Raw genomic sequence first — 21,127 nt, forward strand, 5'->3', positions numbered from 1 at the left:
GCCTCTCACCCCGCAGCCCTCACCCCCGTACACCAGATCAAGGAGTCCCAGCCGTGACCGAGCACGTCGAATGGAGTGAGCCGGAGACCGCCGCCGCGCCGGCGAGCGCTCCCGTCACCCCGGCCGACGCCGCCGACGCGGCGCGGCTCGTCGCCTTCGGGCTGCAGCCCAAGCTCCAGCCTGCCCGCGACCAGGAGTACGCGGAGCTGCTGCGCCGCTACCGCGAGGACCCGCCGTTCGCGCGGCTGGCGGACGCGGTGGCCGCCGGGCTCGGCCTGGTCGTCCTGGAGGTGTCCCCGCGCGCGGGGATGGCCGTGACCGCTGCCGAGGACTCCGTGTTCGCCGTCCGCATGGGCGACTACGCGCGACGCACGGCGGCCGACTCCGGGGACCGGTTCCTGCACGGGCTTGCGCATCTCGCGGTCGCCGCCATGGCGTTCCCCCGCCCCGAGGACCTCGCCGACGACGGATACATCGGACGCGTGAGCGTCAACGGCGTCGACGCGTTCGTCCGGCAGGCCTGCCGCCGTCTGGAGGAGCGGGCCGACGAGCAGGGCGAGAACACCGACCCGGCGACGGACGCACCCGGCCTGGAGGCCGCCTGGCACATCTGGGCGAGACGTACCTCCACCGGCGCGACCAAGGACGCTCGCAGACTGGCCGGTTCGACCACCGGCATCGTCGGCAAGGCCGTCGTGTTCCTCACGGAATCCGGTTTCCTGCAGCGCACGGGGGACGAGTCCGGAGGGACGTACCGCACCACGGCCCGCTATCAGCTCCAGGTCCGTGACATGGCGGGCAGCGCCGCCATGGCCGAGCTGCTCGAGCTGGGTATCGTCCCGGTGACCGACGGCACCGCGACACTGCTGCCGGCCGAGGAGACCGACGATCTGGAGCTGGCCGCCGACGCCGGACTGCCCTTCCACTCGTGACCGGCCCCGATTGCCCGAAGGCCTCCCGCCCCCGAGACTCCGTGCCCCACCCCCGGTACTGACCTCCGACTCCAGAACCGCCGCTCGCCTCCGAAGACCGTCTGAACCTCCGCTCCCTTCCGAAGACTTACGACGAGAGTCCGCCGCCATGTACGAGCTGTCCCGGGTCCGCCTCTACTCCATCGGGCCTGCCGGTGCGCGCTACGCCGACACCGTCCTGGACCTCCGGGGAGTCGGCGAGCCCGTGCCCGACCCAGCGCCCGCCCAGGCGGAGTTCTTCGAGGAGGAGCCCGTCGGGCCGCCGCGCAGGCCCGCCCCCGCCGGCGTGCTCTTCCTGGAGAACGGCGGCGGCAAGTCGGTGCTGCTCAAGCTGATCTTCTCGGTGATGCTGCCGGGCCACCGCAACACCCTCGGCGGCGCCAGCTCCGGTGTGCTGCGCAAGTTCCTGCTCGCCGACGACTGCGGGCATGTCGCCCTGGAGTGGCAGCACACGCTGACCGGTGAGTGCGTGGTGGTCGGCAAGGTGAGCGAATGGCGGGGACGCCAGGTCTCCAACGACCCGCGGAAGTTCGCCGAGGCCTGGTATTCGTTCCGGCCGGGCCCCGGCCTGAGCCTGGACAATCTGCCGGTCGCCGAGGCCACGGCCGTACGGCCGTCCGCCGAGGGCGCGTCCGGCGCCCAGGGCCGGCGGCGCACCATGAAGGGCTTCCGGGACGCGATCACCGAGGCCGGCAAGGCGTATCCGCACCTCGAAGTGCACTGGGAGGAGATCCACGACCGCTGGATCGAGCACCTCGGCGACCTGGGCCTCGACCCCGAACTGTTCCGCTATCAGCGGGAGATGAACGCCGACGAGGGTGAGGCCGCCGGCCTGTTCGCGGTCAAGAAGGACTCCGACTTCACCGACCTGCTGCTGCGCGCGGTCACCGACACCCGGGACACGGACGGGCTCGCCGACCTGGTCGGCGGCTTCGGCAACAAGCTGGGGCGGCGCGCCGAGCTCATCGCCGAGCGGGACTTCACGGCCGGGTCCGTCGACCTGCTCGGGCGGATCGTCGACGCGGCCGAGGCGCGGGCCCGCGCGCGCGACATCCACACCGGCGCCGAGCGGCGCACGCGCACGCTGGCCCGGCGCCTGTCCGCCCGGTCGGTCGGGGAGCGCAGCCGCGTCGCCGACCTCGCCCAGCAGGTCACGGCCGCCGCCCACACGGTCACGGAAGCGGACGGCGCCCGTTCCACCAGCGCCCTGATCGCGGCCGAACTCGCCTACCGGCACGCCTCCCTGGCGCTCGCCGGCGCCGAGAAGTCCGCGGCCGCCCAGAAGCGGGAGCTCGCGGACGCACGCACCCTGCACGCCGCCTGGCAGGCCGCCGAGCTCGTGCTGCGGCACCGCGCCGCCGCCGACCGCTCCGCGCGCGTGGCCGTCGCGATCCGCGAGGCCGAGCGGGATGCCGCGCCCGCGCTCGCCGCCCGCGCCAAGGCCGCCGTCGATCTCGTACGCGCGCTGCACGGCGCCGCGGAAGGGGCCGAGGCGCTCGCCAACGAGGAGGAGGAGCGGTCCGCCGGGCTCCAGGACATCGGCGAGACCGCGCACCGCGACGCGACGGCGGCGGCCACCGAGGCGCAGCGCGCCCGCAGCGAGGTCGGGCATCTGCGCCAGCGGCTGGCCGAGGTCGAGCAGGAGACCGCCGAGGCGGTGCGCGCCGGCTGGCTGGACGACAGCGCGCCCGACGCCGACCCGGCGCGCGCCGCGCTCGCCGCCAGTGACGCCGAGAAGACGGCCGTCGCCGCCTGGGACACCGCGCGGGACGCCTCACGGCGCGCCGCGGACCACGCACGGGAGGCCGCCTCGGCGGAGTCCCGGGCGGAGCTCACGGCCGCGCGCGCCGCGGACGCGGCCACGGCGACCGAGCGCGAGTACGACGGGGAGCGGCGAACCGCGGAGTCGCTGGCGGGGGAGGAGCGGCTGGCGGAGCTGCTGAGCCTGCCGGGCGTCTCCGGCGGGGGGCGTACCGGCGTGCCGGTGCCGAGGGCCGCGGCGGACGGCTCGGCGCGCAGCGGGTCCACGGGGGCCACCGCACGGAGCGCGGCCGGTCCGGGGCGTGACGCCTCGGCCGACGGCGGCGCGCCCCTCGCGGGTGAATCCGCCCTGACCCCGGAACAGTTGGACCAGTACGCCGACGAACTGCGCGAGCTGCTCGACGACGGTGTCACCTCCGCCGAGCGCCAGCTCTTCGAGCTGCGGACCGCCGCGGCCGACGACGCCCGGATCCTCGGCGCGCTCGGTGACGGGGGACTGCTGCCGGCCGGCCCGGACGTCCTGGCCACCGTCGAGTTCCTCGGCGAGCACGGCATCCCCGCCCTGCCCGGCTGGCGCTATCTCGCGCAGGCCGTCGACCCCGCCGACCACGCCCGCGTGCTCGCCGCCCGCCCGGAGCTGGTCGACGGTGTGATCATCACGGACCCGGACACCCACGCCCGGGCCCGTGGGGCGCTCAGCGAGGCCGCGCTGCTGCCGCGCTCCGCCGTCGCCGTGGGGACGGCCGCCGCGCTGCTCGCCCCGACCCCGGCCCCGGACGCGGGAGACGGCGACGTCTTCCTTGTACCGCCGAACCCGGCCATGCACGACGAGCACGCCGCGGACGAGGAGCGGCAGGCGCTGCGGGCCCGGGCGGGCCGGCGGGACGAGGAGATCCGCACGCTCGCCGGCCGGCTCGGCAAGGATCGCGAGCTGGCCGCGCGGCTGGCGTCCTGGCGCACCGGCTGCCCGGCGGGGCGGCTCGTCGAGCTCGCCACCGCGGCCCGGGAGGCGCGGGTGTTCGCCGAGGAGGCCGAGGCCGAGCTCGCCGAGGCGCGTACCGTCCGCGCCGAGGCCGACGAGGCGGCGGCCGAGGCGGCGCTGGTGCGGGACGAACGGCAGGAGGCCGCCCAGCGGGCCCGGCGGGCCGCCGACGCCCTCGCGGGCCTCGCCTTCCGGTTGCGCGAGCGCGCCGGCTGGCAGGTCAAGCTGCGTGAACTCACCGACGAGGCAGCGGAGTCGGAGGCCCGCGCCCAGGTCTGTCTGGAGCGCGCCCGGGCCGCCGACGAGGACCGCCGCGCCGCCCAGCGAGCCGCCGACGACGCCCGCCGTACGGCCCGTGCGCTGCGCGCCGAGCGCGCCGAGATCGCAGGCGTGCCCGACGGCGTGCCGGCGGAGGACGGCGGGGTGCCCAAGGCCCCGGGAGACGCACCCAAGCCGTCCCTCCCCGCCCTGCGCGAGGCCTACCGCGCCGCCTCACAGCTCTACGAGAAGGTCGGCGTGGGCGCCGATCTCCGGGCCGAGCAGGCGCACGCCGAGAGCGACGAGAGCGCGGCGCTGGCCGAGCTGGACCGGCTCAGCAACAAGGTGCGCACCCGCGCGGCGCAGCTCCTGGAGTCACCCGACGGTTCGGACGGGCCCTCCCGGCAGGCGGCCGCCTCTCGCGCGGAGGAGCTCGTCCAGCTCCTGGAGACGCGGATGTCGACCGCGAGCGAGCAGCTGGGACGCCTTCGGGGCGAGGCGGAGCGGCACGCGCCCGAGGAGGGCGAGGCCCACACCGAGCTGCCGGACGAGCTGATCCCGCGCGACGCCGAGCACGCGCAGGCGCTGTTGCGCACCGCCACCGCCGAACTCGCCGCCCGCACCGACGCGTTGGGCCAGGCGCGCGAAGCCCACACCGAGCTGCTCGACGCCCACCGCGCCGCCGAGGATGCCGCGGGTGGCTTCGACGAGACGGCTGCCCTGCTCCGGGACCTGCTGCGCGAGCACTTGGACGAGGAGCCGGAGGAGCAGGAGCCCTACCCCGGCACTCTCGAAGAGGCACGGCACTCCGCGGCGGAGGCCCGGCGTTCGCTGCGGGGCTGCGCCGGGGACCTGTCCGCCGCCGAGGCCGGGGTGCGCGAGGCGAGCGACATCCTCGTACGCCACGCCAACTCCACGCGCTACGAGCAGGTGCGCACCCCCGCCCGACAGCAGATCCGCGAGCTGCCCGCCTCCGCGCTGCCGGAGCACGCGCAGAAGTGGGCGGACGCCTTCGCGCCCCGACTGCGGGTCCTGACGGACGAGTTGGCGCAGCTGGAGCGCAACAGGGACTCGATCGTGGACCGGCTGCGCGGGCTCGTGGAGTCGGCGCTCGCGACCCTGCGGTCCGCGCAGCGGCTGTCCCGGCTCCCGGAGGGGCTCGGCGAGTGGTCGGGGCAGGAGTTCCTGCGCATCCGCTTCGAGGAACCCGACCAGGCCACGCTCACCGAGCGGCTCGGCGAGGTCGTCGACGAGGCGACCCGCGCGGCCGTCAAGAAGAACTCGGACATGCGCCGCGACGGCATGTCCCTGCTGCTGCGCGGGGTCAGCGCGGCGCTCCAGCCCAAGGGCGTCGCCGTCGAGATCCTCAAGCCGGACGCCGTGCTGCGCGCCGAGCGCGTGCCCGTCGGACAGATGGGCGACGTGTTCTCCGGCGGCCAGCTGCTCACGGCCGCCATCGCCCTCTACTGCACGATGGCGGCCCTGCGCAGCAACGACCGGGGCCGGGACAAACACCGCCACGCCGGCACGCTGTTCCTCGACAACCCCATCGGACGGGCCAACGCGACGTATCTGCTGGAGCTCCAGCGGGCCGTCTCGGACGCGCTCGGCGTCCAGCTCCTCTACACGACGGGCCTGTTCGACACGACCGCGCTCGCCGAGTTCCCGCTGGTCATCCGGCTGCGCAACGACGCCGACCTGCGCGCCGGGCTGAAGTACATCAGCGTGGAGGAACACCTCAGGCCCGGACTGCCGCGTGAGGATTCCAGCGGCGAGGCCGGGCACAGCGAGATCACGGCGACCAGGATGTTCAAGAGGCCCGCGCCGAGCGCCTCTTGAGGGCGCGGGGAACTGCGCGACCAGCCACGAACGGCCCGCAGTCACCCCGCGACAGCGGCCTACCCATCCTCCTTCAGCATGTCCGCGCACTTCTCGCCGATCATCATCGTCGTGATGCACGGATTGACGGAGATGAGATCCGGCATCGCCGAACCGTCCGCGACCCGAAGGCCCTCGACCCCCTTGACCCGCAGCCGTGCGTCGAGCGGGGCGGAGGCGTCGTCGTCCGCGCCCATCTTCACGGTGCAGGACGGGTGGTAGACGGTGTTGTGGGTCTTGTGGATGTAGTCGAGGAGCTCGTCGTCGGTACGGACATCGGGGCCGGGAGCCAGCTCCGAGCCCGCCCAGCCGCTCAGCGCGGGCTGCCCGGCGATCCGCCGGGCGAGCCGCAGGCCGTACGTCATCACGCGCGCGTCGTGCTCGTGCGTGAAGTAGCGGGGGTCGACCTTCGGCTTGTCACGGAAGTCGCGGGTACGCAGCCGCACCGTGCCGCGTGACTTGGCGCGGGTGACGTTCGGTGTGAGGCAGAACGCGTTCTCGGACGTCGGATAGCCCCAGCGCGCGGTGTTCATGTCGAAGGGCACCGAGCCGTAGTGGAACATCAAGTCCGGGCGGTCCAGGCCCGGTTCGGTGTCGTAGAAGATGCCCGCCTCCCACCACTGGTTGGACGTGGTGGGCATCGGCTGCTTGGCGTCCCACATGATGACGCCCTCCGGGTGGTCCTGGAGGTTCTCGCCGACGCCCGCCGAGTCCACCACCACCTCGACGCCCACCTCGCGCAGCTGCGCGGCGGGGCCGATGCCCGACAGCATCAGCAGCTTGGGGGTGTCGATGGACCCGCAGGACACGATCACCTCGCGGCGGGCGCGCACCGTCCGCGTGTGGATCAGATCCGGATCCAGGTACTCGGCGCCCACGCAGCGCCGGCCGTCGAGGACGAGCTTTTTGGCGCGTACCCCGGTGCGTACGTCGAGGTTGGGCCGCTTGCCGAGGATCGGGTGCAGATACGCGACCGAGGACGACTGACGGGTGTTGTTCTCATCGGAGTTGATCTGGAACCAGTTGGCGCCGCGGACCACGGTCGTGCCGGTGTTGAAGGGGACGGTCGGAATGCCTTCCTGGGCACAGGCCTCCAGCAGGGCGGTGCCGCACGGGTCTTCGCCCTTCACCGTGCGCAGCTTCACCGGACCGCTGCGGCCGTGGTGGTCGCCGGGAGCGTCGTTGGACTCCAGCCGCTGGTAGAGCGGGAAGAGTTCGGCGGCGCTCCACCCCGTACAGCCCGCCGCGGCCCAGTCGTCCAGGTCCTCGGCGGGGGCCCAGAAGGCGATACAGGAGTTGTGCGAGGAACAGCCGCCGAGCACCCGGGCGCGGGCGTGCCGCATGAAACTGTTGCCGCTGGCCTGCGGCTCGACCGGGTAGTCCCAGTCGTAACCGGACTCCAGCAGGCCCATCCAGCGGTCCAGCCTCAGGACGTTGTCGTCGCCGACGTCGCTTGGCCCCGCCTCCAGCAGGCACACGGAGACGGACGGGTCCTCGGAGAGCCGGGCCGCGACCACGTTGCCCGCGGTACCGCCGCCGACCACGACATAGTCGAACTCATCGACGTTCATGGGGAGTTGACCTCCTTCAGTCGGTCGCCGTGGGGGCGACGGGTGCGGGAACCGAGACCTGTAGCTGGTGCTCGGCGAGCACCCCGGTGCGGTGCCGCTGCACGAACCAGTAGTAGGCGAAACCGCCGCCGGCGATCACCGCGACGAACAGGACCGCGCCCCACCGCAGGTACCAGTGGTACGGGGCGGCGGCGTTGTAGACCTCGGCCCGCGGCCAGATCAGGTTGAGCGTCATGGCCGTGCCCCAGAACACGGCGACGATGTTGACCAGGAGGCCCCAGCGGCCCAGCGAGAACTTGCCGTCCCCGGCGGGCTGCCACTTGCCGCGCAGCCGGGCCACCAGCATCGGCGCGGTGACGCCGAGGTAGGCGAGGTAGATCATGATGATGCCGATGCTGGTGACGACGGTGAAGATCTGCGGCTGGCGGATGTTCACGACGAGGATCGCCACCGCCAGGATGCCGATGACCACCGCGGGCAGCACCGGGGTCTGGAAACGCGGGCTGACCTTGGCCAGCAGGGAGGACGCGGGCAGATTGTTGTCCCGGGACATCGCGAAGGCCAGCCGGATCGCCGCCGTGTGCACCGCGAGGGCGCAGACCGTGACCGCGATCAGCACGCACCACAGCATCGCCTTGCCGGCCGTCGACCCGAGCACGTCGAGGACGATGAACTGCAGCCCGTCCGTGGACAGCTTGTCGCCCTTGAGGCTGGAGACGCTCATCAGCGCCAGCAGCAGCACGAGGCCGCCCAGGACGAACGAGGCGACGATCGCGCGGATGATCGCGCGCGGGGCGTTGCGGGACGGGTCGAGGGACTCCTCACCGAGCGAGGCGGCGGTGTCGAAGCCGTACATGACGTACGCCGAGGCCAGCGAGGCGACGAGGAACGGGCCGAGATAGCCGAACGACTGGCCGGCCCCGTGGCCCTGCGTCTCGGTGACGACCTGGGGGCCCCGTGTGATGTGGACGGCGAACAGCACGATGAGGACGACGGTGGCGACCAGCTCGATGAAGACGCCCGCGCTGTTGATGGTGGCCATCAGCTTCACACCGAAGGCGTTCACCAGGGTCGTGAACAGAATGAGGACCGTGGCCAGGACGACCGCGTTCGTCGCCACGTCGTACTTCCCGGTGCCGTCCCCGATGAACTGGAAGGTGGACGAGATCTGCGGCAGCGTCAGTTGATAGGCGAGCGCCACGGCCGCGATCGACACGATGGAGGCGATCAGCATCATCCAGCCGGCGAGCCAGCCGAGATGCGGATTGCCTATCTTCTTCGACCAGTTGTATACGGAACCCGCAACGGGATAACGCGCGGCCAGCTCCGCGAAGCACAGGGCGACCATGAACTGCCCCACGAAGACCATCGGCCAGGACCACCAGTAGGCCGGACCGCCGCTGCCGTAACCGAAGTAGAAGAGCTGGAAGGTGCCGGTGAGGATGGAGATGTAGCTGATGCCGGCGGCGAAGGTGTGGAAGTTGCCAAGGGTGCGCTTGAGTTCGGGTTTATAGCCGAACTCGGCGAGCTCGGAATCGTCGTTCTGCTCCGGTCTCGCGGGTGGATGGATGGTCATGAGCGGCCTCCTGGATCGGGGAGCGGGGCACGGCTCGTGCGGGCGGGGGGTGACATCGGTGGGATCAGGCGAACCAGCCCTGCGGGGACGGGTCGGTGTTGCGCCAGATGTGCTTGGTCTCGCGGTACTCGGCGAGACCCGAGGGGCCCAGCTCGCGGCCGAAGCCGGACTGCTTGAAGCCGCCCCATTCGGCCTGCGGGACGTAGGGGTGGTAGTCGTTGATCCAGACCGTGCCGAGCCTGAGCCGGGCCGCGACCCGCTGGGCCTTGGCCTCGTCGCCGGTCCACACCGCGCCGGCGAGCCCGTAGATGGTGTTGTTGGCGAGCCGCACGGCGTCGGCCTCGCTGCTGAACCGCTCCACGGTCAGGACGGGCCCGAAGGACTCGTCCTGCACCACCGACATCTCCCCGGAGCACTCGTCCAGGACGGTGGGCAGATAGTAGAAGCCGTCCTCGTACCCGGCTCCGGACGGCCGGGCGCCGCCGCACCGCAGGACCGCGCCCTCGGCGAGACCCCGCTCGACGTACGCCTCGACCTTCTCGCGGTGGCCGGCCGAGATCAGGGCGCCGGTCTGGGCCTGCTCGTCGAAGGGGCCGCCGAGCCGGATCTCCGAGGCCCGCCGGACCACCTCGTCGACGAACCGGTCGTGCAGCGAGTCCTCGACCAGCAGCCGGGCACCGGCCGAGCAGACCTGTCCCGAGTGCAGGAAGATGGCGGTCAGCGCCATGTCGACGGCCGTCTCGAAGTCGGCGTCGGCGAAGACGATGTTGGGGTTCTTGCCACCGAGCTCCAGGGCGACCTTCTTGACCGTCCCGGCCGCGGCGGCCATCAGCCCGCGACCGGTGTGCAGTCCGCCGGTGAAGGAGACGAGATCCACGTCCGGGTGGTCGCCGAGCGGCGCGCCCGCCTCCGGACCCGACCCGAGGACGAGATTGCCGACACCGGCCGGCAGCCCCGCCTCGTCCAGAAGGCGCATCAGATGGATCGCCGTGTGCGGGGTCAGCTCGCTCGGCTTGAGCACGAAGGTGTTGCCCGCCGCGAGCGCCGGCGCGACCTTCCACGCGGTCTGCAGAAGGGGATAGTTCCAGGGGGTGATCAGCGCGCAGACCCCGACCGGCTCGTACACCACCCGGCTGTCGACGCCCGCTGTGCCGGTCTCGTTCACCCGGCCGGTCTCGGCGGCGGCGGTCCGCCCGAAGTAGCGGAAGCAGTTCGCGATGTCGTCGATGTCGTACTCGCTCTCGACCAGCCGCTTGCCCGTGTCGAGCGACTCGGCGCGGGCCAGCAGCCCCTTGTCGCGTACGAGCAGGTCGGCGACGCGCAGCAGCAGGTCACCGCGCTCCGCGGCCGGCGTCGTCGGCCAGGGACCCTCGTCGAAGGCGCGACGCGCGGCCGCGATCGCCTCGACGGTGTCCTTGCCGCCCGCCTCGTCGACGACCCCCACCAGGGAGCCGTCGGCGGGACAGCGGATCTCGCGGGTGCGCTCGTCGAGCGCGCGGGTCCAGGCCCCGTCGATGAAGAGAGTGGGTCCGTCCGTGGTCTCAGGCACTGGGGCCTCCTAGCTGCTGGATCAGCCACTCGTGGAAGATCCCTATGTGGTGCTCGGTAGGAACCAGCACACCACCGTTCCGGTAGGCCCGCGACGTCATGGCGGGCTGCGTGCGTTCACAGGCCGCGAAGTCCTGGGCGTTCACCCGGTGGAAGAGCTCGACCGACTTCGACAGGTCGGCGCCGGACGCGACGACGTCCGGCGCGTAGAGCCAGTCGCACTCCACGACCGTGCGGTCCTCGGCGAGCGGGAACATGCGGTGCAGGATGACATGGTCGGGGACCAGATTGATGAAGACCGTCGGTTTCACCGTGATCGCGTAGTAGCGGCGGTCCTGGTCCTCCGCGACGTCCGGCAGCCGCCCGAAGCCCGCACTGCCGTCGACCGTGAACCCCTCGACCTCGGTGCCGAACTCTGCGCCGTGCCCCACGTAGTACTGGGCCGCGTACCCGTCCGCGAACTCCGGGAGCACGTCCGTCAGCTCGGGGTGGATCGTGGCGCAGTGGTAGCACTCCATGAAGTTCTCGACGATCAGCTTCCAGTTCGCCCGCACGTCGTAGGTGATGCGTTTTCCGAGGGCGAGGTTCTCGGTGCCGTAGTGCTCGATGGCGGCGGTGTTCCCGAGCCGCTCCACGGCCGCGCCCAGCACCGTCTCCTCGAAGGAGGGCGGGTCCTCGGCCAGGCAGACCCAGGCGTAGCCGAGCCACTCGCGCAGGGCGACCCCGACCAGGCCGTACTCGGTGCGGTCGACGTCCGGCATCCTGGTCAGGTTCGGCGCGGCGACCAGCTTGCCGTCCAGGTCGTAGGTCCAGGCGTGGTACGGGCACTGAAGGGTGCGCCGCACCTCGCCGGCCTCCTCCGTGCACAGCCGGGCCCCGCGGTGCCGGCAGATATTGAGGAAGGCCCGCAGTTCACCGGTGCGCGAGCGGGTGACCAGGACGCTCTCACGGCCGACCTGGACGGTACGGAACGCGCCGGGCCTGACGAGATCCGCGGAGCGGACGGCGCAGAACCACATCGACTCGAAGAGGTGCTGCTGCTCCTGCCGGAAGATCTCCGGGTCGGTGTAGTAGTGGCCGGGCAGGGTGGCGATCAGGCTGGGCGAGATCGGCTGCGGGGAGACGGGGGTCGTCGTCACGTGCGTACTCCTCAGGCGGGCGCGGCGGCGAGGCGGTGGGGGTCGAACAGCCCGATCGGGTGTCCGGTGGTGCCGGTGACGGCCAGATCGGCGAGGATCTCGCCGACGACGGGCACGAACTTGAAGCCGTGCCCGGAGAACCCGCAGGCCACGGTCACGGACTCCGGGTGGGCGGGATGCCGGGCGATCACGAAGTGCTCGTCCGGGGTGTTGGAGTACATGCAGGTGGCGGCCTTGAGGAAGGTGCCGGGCAGGTCGGGAATGCACCGGGACATGTGGTCCGCCATCGCCTGGATCTCGTCCTGGTGGACCGTCCGGTCGATGTTCTCCGGCGTGCAGATCTGTCCCTTCCGGAAGAAGGCGACCTTGGCCCCGAGGTCCGGCCCGTCGATCGACGGGAAGCCGTAGACCTGGACTCCGGCGGCGTCCTCCCAGATGTAGACCGGGTGGTTCTCGGGGAGGAAGGGCCGGACCCCGCCGCCGGGCTGGAACCAGTACATGACCTGCCGCTCGATGGTGAACGGCACCCCGAGATCGGTGAGCAGCTGCGGCGCCCACGCCCCCGGGCAGATCACCAGCTGACCGGCGGTGTAGGTGTTCTCGGCGGTGTGCACGCGTACGCCGTCCCGGTACGGCTCCCAGCGCGTCATCGGTTCGTCGAAGTGCAGGTCGGCGCCCTGTTGGGTGGCGAGCTGGAGGTGGGCGGCCACGGTGTTCTCGGGACGGACCAGTCCGGCCTTCTTCTCGAAGAGCGCCACCTCGCCGTCGGCCGGGTTCAGCGTCGGGAAGCGGCGGCGGATCTCCGGCGCGTCCAGCATCTCGTGGGGCAGGTCCCACTGCTGGGCGGAGAGCAGCGAACCGGAGACGGTCCGCGAGTCGGGGGACCCGACCATCACGCCACCGCACAGGGTGGCGATCTGCCGGCCGGTCGCCCGCTCCAGGTCCTCGTACAGCTCGTACGAGCGCAGCAGCAGCGGTACGTACGCCGGGTCCTCGAAGTAGGACTGGCGGGTGATGCGCGAACCGCCGTGACTGGAGCCGCGGTTGTGGACCGGGCCGAACTTCTCCAGGCCGAGCACGCGGACACCGCGCGCGGACAGATGGTGGGCAGCCGCGCTGCCCATGCCGCCGAGACCGATCACGATCACGTCATAGGTGGGGGACACGAGGACCTCCTTGCGGATTCAGCGAACTCCGTGGGGTGACTGGGGTGACGCCCCGCGCGGGGAGCCGGTCACGGGCGGGGCGCCCGCATGTGGCCGGCTCCCGCCGCGGCGCGCTCAGCGGCGGATGCGGGTCATCTTGGGGTCGAAGAGGGGCTCTTCGGCGACGGTCGCGGGGACCTTCTCGCCGAAGTACTCGATGTGCACACCGGTGCCGGCGGGGAGCGCCGGCAGCCAGGCGTAGGCGATGCACCGGCCCAGCGTGTAGCCGTACGAGGCGCTGGTCACGTAACCGGCCGGGGCACCGCCCGTCCCGGCGGTGGGGGCGTAGACGGGCTCCTTGCCGAGGACGACGGCCGCGGGGTCGTCGAGGAGGAGCGGGGTGAGCCGCCGGGCGGGGGCCGCGGCGGAGTCGAGCGCCTCGCGTCCCACGAACTCCTTGTCCATGCGGACCGCGAAGCCGACACCGGCCTCGTACGGGTCGTGCTCGTCCGTCATGTCGACGCCCCAGGCGCGGTACCCCTTCTCCAGCCGCAGGCTGTTGAAGGCCGACCGGCCGGCCGCGATCACGTCGTGCGCCCGTCCCGCCTCCCAGAGCGTGTCCCAGAGCCTGAGCCCCAGGTCGGCGGTGGTGTACAGCTCCCAGCCGAGCTCACCGACGTACGACAGACGCATCGCCGTCACGGGGACGTGCCCGAGGTAGGTCTCCTTGGCGCGGAAGTAGCCGAAGCCCTCGTGCGAGAAGTCGTCGCGGGTCAGCGGCTGGACGAGGTCGCGGGCGAGCGGGCCCCAGACGCCGATGCAGCAGGTGCCGGAGGTGATGTCCCGGATGTGCACGTCGTCGGGTGCGTGCCGGGCCAGCCAGTCCAGGTCGGCGGGGGAGTTGGCGCCCACCTGGAAACGGTCGGCGCCCAGGCGCGCCACGGTGAGGTCGGAGCGTATGCCGCCCCGTTCGTCCAGGAGCAGGGTGTACGTGACCGCGCCCGGCTTCTTGCGGAGGTTGTTGGTGGTCATCCGGTGCAGGAAGCCGAGGGCGCCGGGGCCGGTCACCTCCAGCCGGCGCAGCGGGGTCATGTCGTAGAGCGCGACCTTCTCGCGGGTCGCCCGTGCCTCCGCTGCCGCGATGGGCGACCAGTAGCGGGCCGACCAGGCGTCGCGCTCCGGGACGCCCCCGGTCGTGTCGACCAGCGGGGCGTTCGCCTCGTACCAGTGCGGACGCTCCCAGCCGCCGCCCTCCAGGAAGTACGCGCCGAGCTCCTGCTGACGGGCGTAGAAGGGGCTGACACGCAGCGGACGGGGCCGCTCCATCGGCTGGAGCGGGTGCAGAACGTCGTACACCTCGACAAACTGCTGTGAACCGCGTTCACAGACGTACGCCGGTGACCGCTGTGCGTCCTCGAAACGCGTGAGGTCGCACTCGTGGAGGTCGACGGAGGCCCGCCCGTCGACCATCCACTCGGCGACCGCCTTGGCGACGCCGGCGGAGTGGGTCACCCAGACGGCCTCCGCCAGCCAGAAGCCGCGCAGCCGCCGGGACTCCCCGAGGACGGGCATGCCGTCGGGGGTGAAGGAGAAGACGCCGTTGAAGCCCTCCTCGATGCCGGCCTCGCCCAGTGCGGGCAGCAGTCGGCGGCAGTCGTCCCAGCTCGGCGCCCAGTCCTCCTCGGTGAAGGGGTACGACGACGGCATCTCCATGTCGTACGCGCGCGCCGCGTCGTAGCCGGGGACCGCGAACGGGTCGACGGGGAGCGGCCGGTGGGCGTAGCTGCCGATGCCGATGCGGTCGGTGTGCTCACGGAAGTAGAGGTCGCGGTCCTGGAAGCGCAGGATCGGCTTCTCGGCCTCCTGGGCGGCGGCCGCGAGCTCGGCCAGCGGGCGCGTCTTGGCGTACTGGTGTGCGAGCGGTTGCAGGGGTATGTCGACTCCGGCCATCCGGCCGATGACCGGGCCCCAGAAGCCGGCCGCGGAGACCACGTGGTCGGCGGGGAAGGTACCGCGATCGGTGACGACGGCGGTGACCCGGCCGTCCTGCTGCTCGATCCCGGTGACGGTGTGACGGTCCAGGAACCGGGCGCCGCGGCTCTCGGCGCGTGCCGTCTGCGCGCGGGCCGCGAGCAGAGCGCGTGCCAGTCCGTCGTCGGGGGTGTGGAAGCCGCCGAGGACGATCGACTCGTCGAGGAGCGGCCAGAGCTCCTTGCACCGGGCCGCGCTCACGATCTCCCCGCGTACGCCCCACGAGGCGGCGTATCCGGCCCTGCGGTGCAGGTCGGCCAGCCGTTCGGGTGTGGTCGCGAGCTCCAGGCCGCCGACCGGGTCGAAGCAGGGGACGCCGTCGACCTGGAGGGAGTTGAACTTCTCCACGGTGTAGCGGGCGAAGGCGGTGAGCGTCTTGGACGGGCTGGTCTGGAACACCAGGCCCGGCGCGTGCGAGGTGGAGCCGCCCGGGGCGGGCAGGGGGCCCTGTTCGAGGACGGTGACGTCGGTCCAGCCGCGGGCGGTCAGCTCGTCGGCCAGGGAACAGCCGACGATGCCGGCGCCGATGATGACGACCTGATGACCACGCTGGCGGGTTTCGGGCGTGCTGGACATGCCCCTCCTTGCGGTGGCGGGGATGACGGGGATGGCGACGGAGCGGGCGCGGGTGCCCGAAGGGGAGGTGAGGGCGCTTGCGCGCGGACGGGGCGGTGAAGGCGCCTACGCGCCGGGGACGTTCGGCCGCTCGGCGGCGATCGTCGTGTCCTGGCCGTGTCCGGTGTGGACGACGGTGTCACCGGGCAGCGTGAGCAGCCGGTTGCGGAGGGAGGCCTCGATGGTGGGCCGGTCCGAGTACGAGCGGCCGGTGGCGCCCGGGCCGCCGTGGAAGAGGGTGTCGCCGGTGAAGACGGCGTCGAGGAACGGGGCGTAGAGGCTGCAGCTGCCCCAGGAGTGGCCCGGGGTATGGATCACCTGGACCTCGATACCGGCGACCGTGAGCAGTGCGCCGTCGCTCAGGTCGCCGTCCGGCTTGCGCCCGGGGTGCACGGTCTCCCACAGTTCCTGCTCGGCGGGGTGCAGCAGGACGGGTGCGCCGGCGGCCTCCGCGACCTCGATGGCCGCGCCGATGTGGTCGTCGTGGCCGTGGGTGCAGACGACGGCGGTGACCCGTCGGCCGGCGACGGCGGCCGTGATCGCGGACGCGTCGTGCGCGGCGTCGACGACCAGTACCTCCTCGTCGTCACCGACGAGCCACACGTTGTTGTCGACGTCGAAGGTCTCGCCGTCGAGGCTGAACGTGCCGGAGGTGACCACGCGTTCGACGCGGACGCGCCGGGCGTCCCCGGGCCGGCTGTCCCGGTCGCCGGCCGCCGTCACAGGACCACCACCGACCGCAGCACCTCGCCGCGGTGCATCTTCGCGAACGCCTCCTCGACCTGTTCGAGGGCGATGGTCTCGCTGACGAAGGCGTTGAGATCCAGCAGCCCGTACAGGTACTGGTCGATGAGGAACGGGAAGTCGCGGCTGGGCAGACAGTCCCCGTACCAGGAGGACTTCAGGGCGCCGCCCCGGGAGAACAGGTCGATGAGGGGCAGGTCGATCTTCATCTCGGGATCCGGGACGCCGACCTGGACGAGCACGCCCGCGTGATCGCGCATGTAGAAGGCCTGCTTGTACGTCTCCGGGCGGCCGACCGCGTCGATGGCGATGTCCACCCCGAAGCCGTCGGTGAGGGCGCGCACGGCCTCGACCGGATCCGTGCCGCGCGAGTTGACCGTGTGCGTGGCGCCGAACTTCTCGGCCTGGTCGAGCTTCTTGTCGTCGATGTCGATGGCGATCACCTTCATGGCCCCGTTGAGGCAGGCGCCCGCGATCGCCGCGTTGCCGACCCCGCCGCAGCCGATGACGGCGACCGTGTCACCGCGTCCGACGTTGCCGGTGTTGACGGCGGCACCGTAACCGGCCATCACGCCGCAGCCGATGAGGCCGGCCGCCTCCGGACGGGCGGCAGGGTCGATCTTGACCGCCTGACCCGCCGCGACCAGGGTCTTCTCGGCGAAGGCGCCGATGCCCAGCGCGTTGCTGAGCGGGGTGCCGTCCAGCAGCGTCATCGGCTGGGTGGCGTTGCGGGAGTCGAAGCAGTACCAGGGGCGGCCGCGGCGACAGGAGCGACACGTCCCGCAGGGCGCGCGCCAGGCGAGGACGACGTAGTCGCCCGGCACCAGATCGGTGACGCCCTCGCCGACCGCCTCGATCGTGCCGGCCGCCTCATGGCCCAGCAGGAACGGGAAGTCGTCGTTGATCGCGCCCTCCCGGTAGTGCAGATCCGTGTGGCAGACCCCGCAGGCCTGTACGGCGACGAGCACCTCGCCCGGCCCCGGATCGGGGACGAGGATTGTCTGCACCTCGACGGGTGCGCCCTTTTTGACAGCGACTACGGCACGGACCTCGTGTGGCACGACCAAGCTCCTCTGCTGTTGCGCAGTGCACGATGGGTTGCGCGATGAGAGACAGTCTGAGAACGGCATCCCGAGGCCGTCAAGAGGTGGGAGTTAACCCTTGGCAAAAGGAACGGGCGGGACGAAACGTGGCCGACACATGGCAGCGCGGGGCCGGATGATTCCTGGCCCCGCGCTGGTGTTCCGGCTCCGCTCCGGTCTGCCCCGGCCGCCCTCGGAAGCGGTGACCGCTGGTTGACTTCCCTTGGTGGGACTGGGGTGTGGGGGTGTGCGTGTGGTCCGCGGTCGCCGTGCGCGAGGTGGTGGCGGACGTGGTGGCGGAGCCGGCGCGCTCCGCCCGGAGGCGGCCGGGCCCGGCTAGAAGCCGTACCCCATCCGGCGCGACAGTTCGGCCGCGGCGGCCACCGTGCGCTTGGTCAGCTCCGGCAGCTGATCGGGGCCCATCCGGTACACGGGCCCCGAGACGCTGATCGCACCGATGACCTTGCCGTCGTGGGCGCGCACGGGTGCGGCGACGGCCGCGAGGCCCAGCTCCAGCTCCTCCAGCGTGACCCCGTAGCCCTGCTCGATCACTGCCTCCAACTCGCTGCGCAGGGCGGACGAGCCGGTGATCGTGCGCTCCGTGAAACGCGGGAGCGTGCGCGCGAGCAGCCCCTCGCGCAGGGTGGGCGGCATATGGGCGAGCAGCACCTTGCCGCTGGAGGTGGCGTGCAGCGGGGTGCGTCTGCCGAGCCAGTTCTGCGCGGTCACGGAGGCGGTGCCGCGCGCCTGCATGATGTTGACCGCCGCGTCGTCGTCGTGGACCGCGATGTTGACCGTTTCGCCCAGCTCATCGGCCAGTTCGCGGCAGACCGGAACGCCCTCCTGGGAGATGTCCAGGCGTACTGCCGCCGCCCCCGCGAGGCGTAGTACTCCGGCGCCCAGGTAGTACTTCCCACGGTCCTTGGCCTGGGCGACCAGGCCACGGTTCTCCAGCACTCCCAGCAGCCGGAAGGCAGTGGACTTGTGCACCTCCAGCGCCTCGGCGATCTCGGTGACGCCCGCCTCGCCGTGGCGGGCGAGGATCTCCAGCACGCTGACGGCCCGGTCCACCGACTGCACGGCGCTGCCCGCGCCCCTGCTCTGCTTGTCCGGCGTCTCCTCGGTCTGCTCAGCCTGCTTCTGCGTGCGGGTCATGGCTCAACTCTCACCACCTGGCGGCCCGGTTTGGGCCGCATCTGCGGGAAGCCCTTGACGTGACGGGGCCCCCGCGCGGATTCTGTTGCGCATAGCGCTCCCTCGTGCGCCATACGAAACATCATGTTACCGAAGCGTCCGGACCTGGAAAGGGTTCCGGACCGCCTGGACCGAAGGTCCCGGACGCAGCGTCCGAGACCGAGAGGGGGGCCCATGATTCCCGTCTGCCGCCTTGCCGACCTCCCCGCGGGCGAGTCCGTCCGCCTCGACACCACGCCGCCCGTCGCGGTGTTCAACGCCGACGGCGAGCTGTACGCCATCGACGACACCTGCACCCACCAGGACGCCTCGCTCTCCGAGGGCTGGCTGGAGGGTTGTCTGGTCGAATGCCCGCTGCACGCGGCCTCATTCGATCTCCGCACCGGACAGCCGACGTGCCTCCCCGCGCGCCGCCCCGTCCGCACCCACCGCGTCACCGTCGACGACGGCATCATCCACGTCCACCTCGCGGTGGAGGAGGGAACCGCCGCATGAAGGTCGTGACCGTCGTCGGGGCCTCCCTGTCCGGGATGTACGCGGCGCGCGAGCTGCGTGCCCAGGGGTTTGACGGACGACTCGTCCTCGTCGGGGACGAACCGCATCCGCCGTACGACCGCCCGCCCCTGTCCAAGGACTTCCTCACCGGCCGCACCGGCGAGGACCAACTCGCCCTGACCGACGCGGAGGAGAGCGCCGGGCTGGACGCCGAGTGGCTGCTCGGGGTCCGCGCCCGCGGACTCGACACCCGTGGCCGCACCGTGCTCCTCGACGACGGCCGTACCGTCTCCACCGACGGTGTGGTCATCGCCACCGGGGCCGCGGCCCGCCGCCTGCCCGGCGACGACCTCGCCGGGGTCCACACCTTGCGCACCCTGGACGACGCCCGCGCCCTCCGCGAGGAACTCGCCCAGGGCCCGCGCCGCGTCGTCGTCATCGGCGGCGGATTCATCGGCGCGGAGACCGCCTCGTCCTGTGCCGCCCTCGGCCACGCGGTCACGGTCGTCGAGGCCGCCCCGCTGCCGCTCGTGCCCCAACTCGGCGCCGAGATGGCCGCCGTGTGTGCCGCGCTGCACCGGCGTGGCGGTGTCGATCTCGTCACCGGGACGGGCGTAGCCGGTCTCAAGGGGACGAGCGCCGGGTCGCGAAGCACCCCGGACCCCGGAGCGACGGGACCGCGCAATCGGCCGCGGCACCCCCGAGCCGTCACGGGCGTGGAGCTCGCCGACGGCCGGACCCTGCCCGCCGACATCGTGATCGTGGGCATCGGCGCCACGCCCAACACGGCCTGGCTGGCGGGCTCGACGCTCGCTCTGCACGACGGCGTGCTCTGCGACGACGGCTGTGTGACCGGACTGCCGCAGGTGGTCGCCGTCGGAGACGTGGCCCGCGTCGGCGGCATCCGCGCCGAGCACTGGACCTCCGCGACCGAGCAACCCCGCGTGGCCGTACGCAATCTGCTCGCCGGGCGTACCACGGAGACCGTGCGGTCGATGCCCTACTTCTGGTCCGACCAGTACGGCGCCCGGATCCAATTCGCCGGCCGGCGGCACCAGAGCGACACGGTGCGGGTCGTGGAGGGCGGGATCGAGGCCGGGGCACCGGGGGAGGGCGGCCTGCTCGCCCGCTACGAGCGGGACGGCCGCACCACGGCCGTGCTCTCCGTCGATCGCCCGCGCCCCTTCATGCGGGCACGCCGTGAACTGGCGCGCAGCGCCGGCCCGGTCGAGCCGGCGACGCTGTGACGAGTTGACCCATCACGGGGGCGGGCTGTTTCCGAACGGCTCGCCCTCTGCGGTGTCTACGACGAAGACTCACGGATGTGACAACTGCCCCGCCCCGCCCTGCCGGCGTATTCGCTCCTGCGCGCGCTCCGTCGCACGGGCCTGCCGACGGGCGGTACGACGCTCGCGCCGCAGTGCCCGCGCCGTGCTGCTCGGTTCGGACACCACGCCATGGCGCTGGTTCCACACCTGGCGGGTCACCCAGACGTCGAGGGCGGCCCACGTCGCCACGACCGTACTGGCCACGCTGCTGAGCACCATGGGGAAGGCGAGCCAGGAGCCGGCCAGCGTGCAGAGGAAGGCGACCATCGCCTGCATGAGCGTCACGGCGATGATCAGCACCGCCCGCACCGCCGACGTACGCACGGGATCGGGCAGCCGCCGCCTGCGCGCGGGCTCCTCGATCCACAACGGCCGGTAGTACGCGTCCACTTCCGGTTCCTCGGGGGCCTCGTACCGGGCGCCGGCACCTTCCTCCGGGGCCTCGTACCGGGCGCCGGTCATGTCGTCCCCCTTCGCGGCAGCGTGGCGCGCGCCTGCCGAGTCGTGCCCGTCCGTGCGGGCACTGCGCTCGCCTGTCGAGTCATCCCCTTGCGCGGCAGCGCCACGCGCCTTCGTCAAGTCGCGCCTGTCGTAGGGAGCTTGCCGCTCCGTCGTCGAATTGCGTCCACTCGCCGGAATGTCGAGATCCGGTGCCTGTGGGTCCCCCCGCTCGGCCACCGGCGTCGCAACGCCGCTCCCGAGCGCATCGAGCCGCTCCGCCGTGCCCATCAACCCGTCACTCCCCACTACCGGCAGACCGCTTGCCCGGTGCCTTGAGACCCCGGCTTCACAGTGGCTGCCCGGCTTGC

14 protein-coding genes are annotated in these 21,127 nt (G+C 72.2%); 4 read left to right on the top strand and 10 right to left on the bottom strand.

What is annotated here, in order from left to right:
* Nucleotides 1-53: 53 nt before the first annotated feature.
* The gene (locus tag ACFVYF_RS36310) at nt 54-932 is read left to right on the top strand and encodes a hypothetical protein (protein ID WP_389462312.1); all 879 of its coding nucleotides are present in this window, start codon (nt 54-56) and stop codon (nt 930-932) included.
* A 148-nt stretch (nt 933-1,080) separates the two neighbouring features.
* A complete protein-coding gene (locus ACFVYF_RS36315; protein ID WP_389462313.1) occupies nt 1,081-5,811 on the top strand; it encodes a hypothetical protein in 4,731 nt (1,576 codons plus the stop codon).
* A gap of 59 nt (nt 5,812-5,870) precedes the next feature.
* Here the strand turns inward: ACFVYF_RS36315 and ACFVYF_RS36320 are convergent, their stop codons facing one another.
* From ACFVYF_RS36320 to ACFVYF_RS36360, 9 genes are all read right to left on the bottom strand, one after another.
* Nucleotides 5,871-7,421 (bottom strand): GMC family oxidoreductase, encoded by a 1,551-nt coding sequence (locus ACFVYF_RS36320; protein WP_389462314.1) that lies wholly within the window; start codon nt 7,419-7,421, stop codon nt 5,871-5,873.
* Between the two features lie 16 nt (nt 7,422-7,437).
* Nucleotides 7,438-8,997 (bottom strand): APC family permease, encoded by a 1,560-nt coding sequence (locus ACFVYF_RS36325; protein ID WP_389462315.1) that lies wholly within the window; start codon nt 8,995-8,997, stop codon nt 7,438-7,440.
* Nucleotides 8,998-9,061: 64 nt separating this feature from the next.
* Entirely contained in the window at nt 9,062-10,546 is a 1,485-nt protein-coding gene (locus tag ACFVYF_RS36330; protein ID WP_389462316.1) for an aldehyde dehydrogenase family protein, read from the bottom strand.
* Entirely contained in the window at nt 10,539-11,684 is a 1,146-nt protein-coding gene (locus tag ACFVYF_RS36335) for an aromatic ring-hydroxylating dioxygenase subunit alpha (protein WP_389462317.1), read from the bottom strand. Before ACFVYF_RS36335 ends, ACFVYF_RS36330 begins: the two co-directional genes overlap by 8 nt.
* Before the next feature lie 11 nt (nt 11,685-11,695).
* Nucleotides 11,696-12,850, bottom strand: a complete 1,155-nt coding sequence (solA, locus tag ACFVYF_RS36340) for an N-methyl-L-tryptophan oxidase (protein ID WP_389462318.1) — start codon at nt 12,848-12,850, stop codon at nt 11,696-11,698.
* A 114-nt stretch (nt 12,851-12,964) separates the two neighbouring features.
* Nucleotides 12,965-15,436 (bottom strand): FAD-dependent oxidoreductase, encoded by a 2,472-nt coding sequence (locus ACFVYF_RS36345; protein ID WP_389462319.1) that lies wholly within the window; start codon nt 15,434-15,436, stop codon nt 12,965-12,967.
* 105 nt (nt 15,437-15,541) lie between these two features.
* A complete protein-coding gene (locus tag ACFVYF_RS36350; RefSeq protein WP_389462320.1) occupies nt 15,542-16,198 on the bottom strand; it encodes an MBL fold metallo-hydrolase in 657 nt (218 codons plus the stop codon).
* On the bottom strand, nt 16,195-17,280 hold the full coding sequence (locus tag ACFVYF_RS36355) for an S-(hydroxymethyl)mycothiol dehydrogenase (RefSeq protein WP_389462321.1): 1,086 nt from the start codon (nt 17,278-17,280) through the stop codon (nt 16,195-16,197). The genes ACFVYF_RS36350 and ACFVYF_RS36355 overlap by 4 nt, the downstream gene beginning before the upstream one ends.
* Before the next feature lie 357 nt (nt 17,281-17,637).
* On the bottom strand, nt 17,638-18,456 hold the full coding sequence (locus tag ACFVYF_RS36360; RefSeq protein WP_389462322.1) for an IclR family transcriptional regulator: 819 nt from the start codon (nt 18,454-18,456) through the stop codon (nt 17,638-17,640).
* A gap of 213 nt (nt 18,457-18,669) precedes the next feature.
* On the opposite strand from ACFVYF_RS36360, the gene ACFVYF_RS36365 reads away from it, so the two are divergent.
* Both ACFVYF_RS36365 and ACFVYF_RS36370 read left to right on the top strand, forming a co-directional pair.
* Entirely contained in the window at nt 18,670-18,990 is a 321-nt protein-coding gene (locus ACFVYF_RS36365) for a bifunctional 3-phenylpropionate/cinnamic acid dioxygenase ferredoxin subunit (RefSeq protein ID WP_389462323.1), read from the top strand.
* On the top strand, nt 18,987-20,237 hold the full coding sequence (locus tag ACFVYF_RS36370; RefSeq protein ID WP_389462325.1) for an NAD(P)/FAD-dependent oxidoreductase: 1,251 nt from the start codon (nt 18,987-18,989) through the stop codon (nt 20,235-20,237). Before ACFVYF_RS36365 ends, ACFVYF_RS36370 begins: the two co-directional genes overlap by 4 nt.
* Before the next feature lie 69 nt (nt 20,238-20,306).
* On the opposite strand, the gene ACFVYF_RS36375 is transcribed toward ACFVYF_RS36370, so the two are convergent.
* A complete protein-coding gene (locus ACFVYF_RS36375) occupies nt 20,307-20,957 on the bottom strand; it encodes a hypothetical protein (protein WP_389462345.1) in 651 nt (216 codons plus the stop codon).
* Nucleotides 20,958-21,127 lie beyond the last annotated feature (170 nt).

It is taken from the genome of Streptomyces sp. NPDC058274 (assembly GCF_042881375.1).
GTDB lineage: Bacteria > Actinomycetota > Actinomycetes > Streptomycetales > Streptomycetaceae > Streptomyces.

Bases quoted from the DNA above. Each gene is read 5' to 3' on its own strand.
- ACFVYF_RS36325 (WP_389462315.1), bottom strand. From the start codon at position 8,997: ATGACCATCCATCCACCCGCGAGACCGGAGCAGAACGACGATTCCGAG.
- ACFVYF_RS36345 (WP_389462319.1), bottom strand. From the start codon at position 15,436: ATGTCCAGCACGCCCGAAACCCGCCAGCGTGGTCATCAGGTCGTCATC.
- ACFVYF_RS36360 (WP_389462322.1), bottom strand. From the start codon at position 18,456: ATGACCCGCACGCAGAAGCAGGCTGAGCAGACCGAGGAGACGCCGGAC.
- ACFVYF_RS36365 (WP_389462323.1), top strand. From the start codon at position 18,670: ATGATTCCCGTCTGCCGCCTTGCCGACCTCCCCGCGGGCGAGTCCGTC.
- ACFVYF_RS36320 (WP_389462314.1), bottom strand. From the start codon at position 7,421: ATGAACGTCGATGAGTTCGACTATGTCGTGGTCGGCGGCGGTACCGCG.
- ACFVYF_RS36315 (WP_389462313.1), top strand. From the start codon at position 1,081: ATGTACGAGCTGTCCCGGGTCCGCCTCTACTCCATCGGGCCTGCCGGT.
- ACFVYF_RS36370 (WP_389462325.1), top strand. From the start codon at position 18,987: ATGAAGGTCGTGACCGTCGTCGGGGCCTCCCTGTCCGGGATGTACGCG.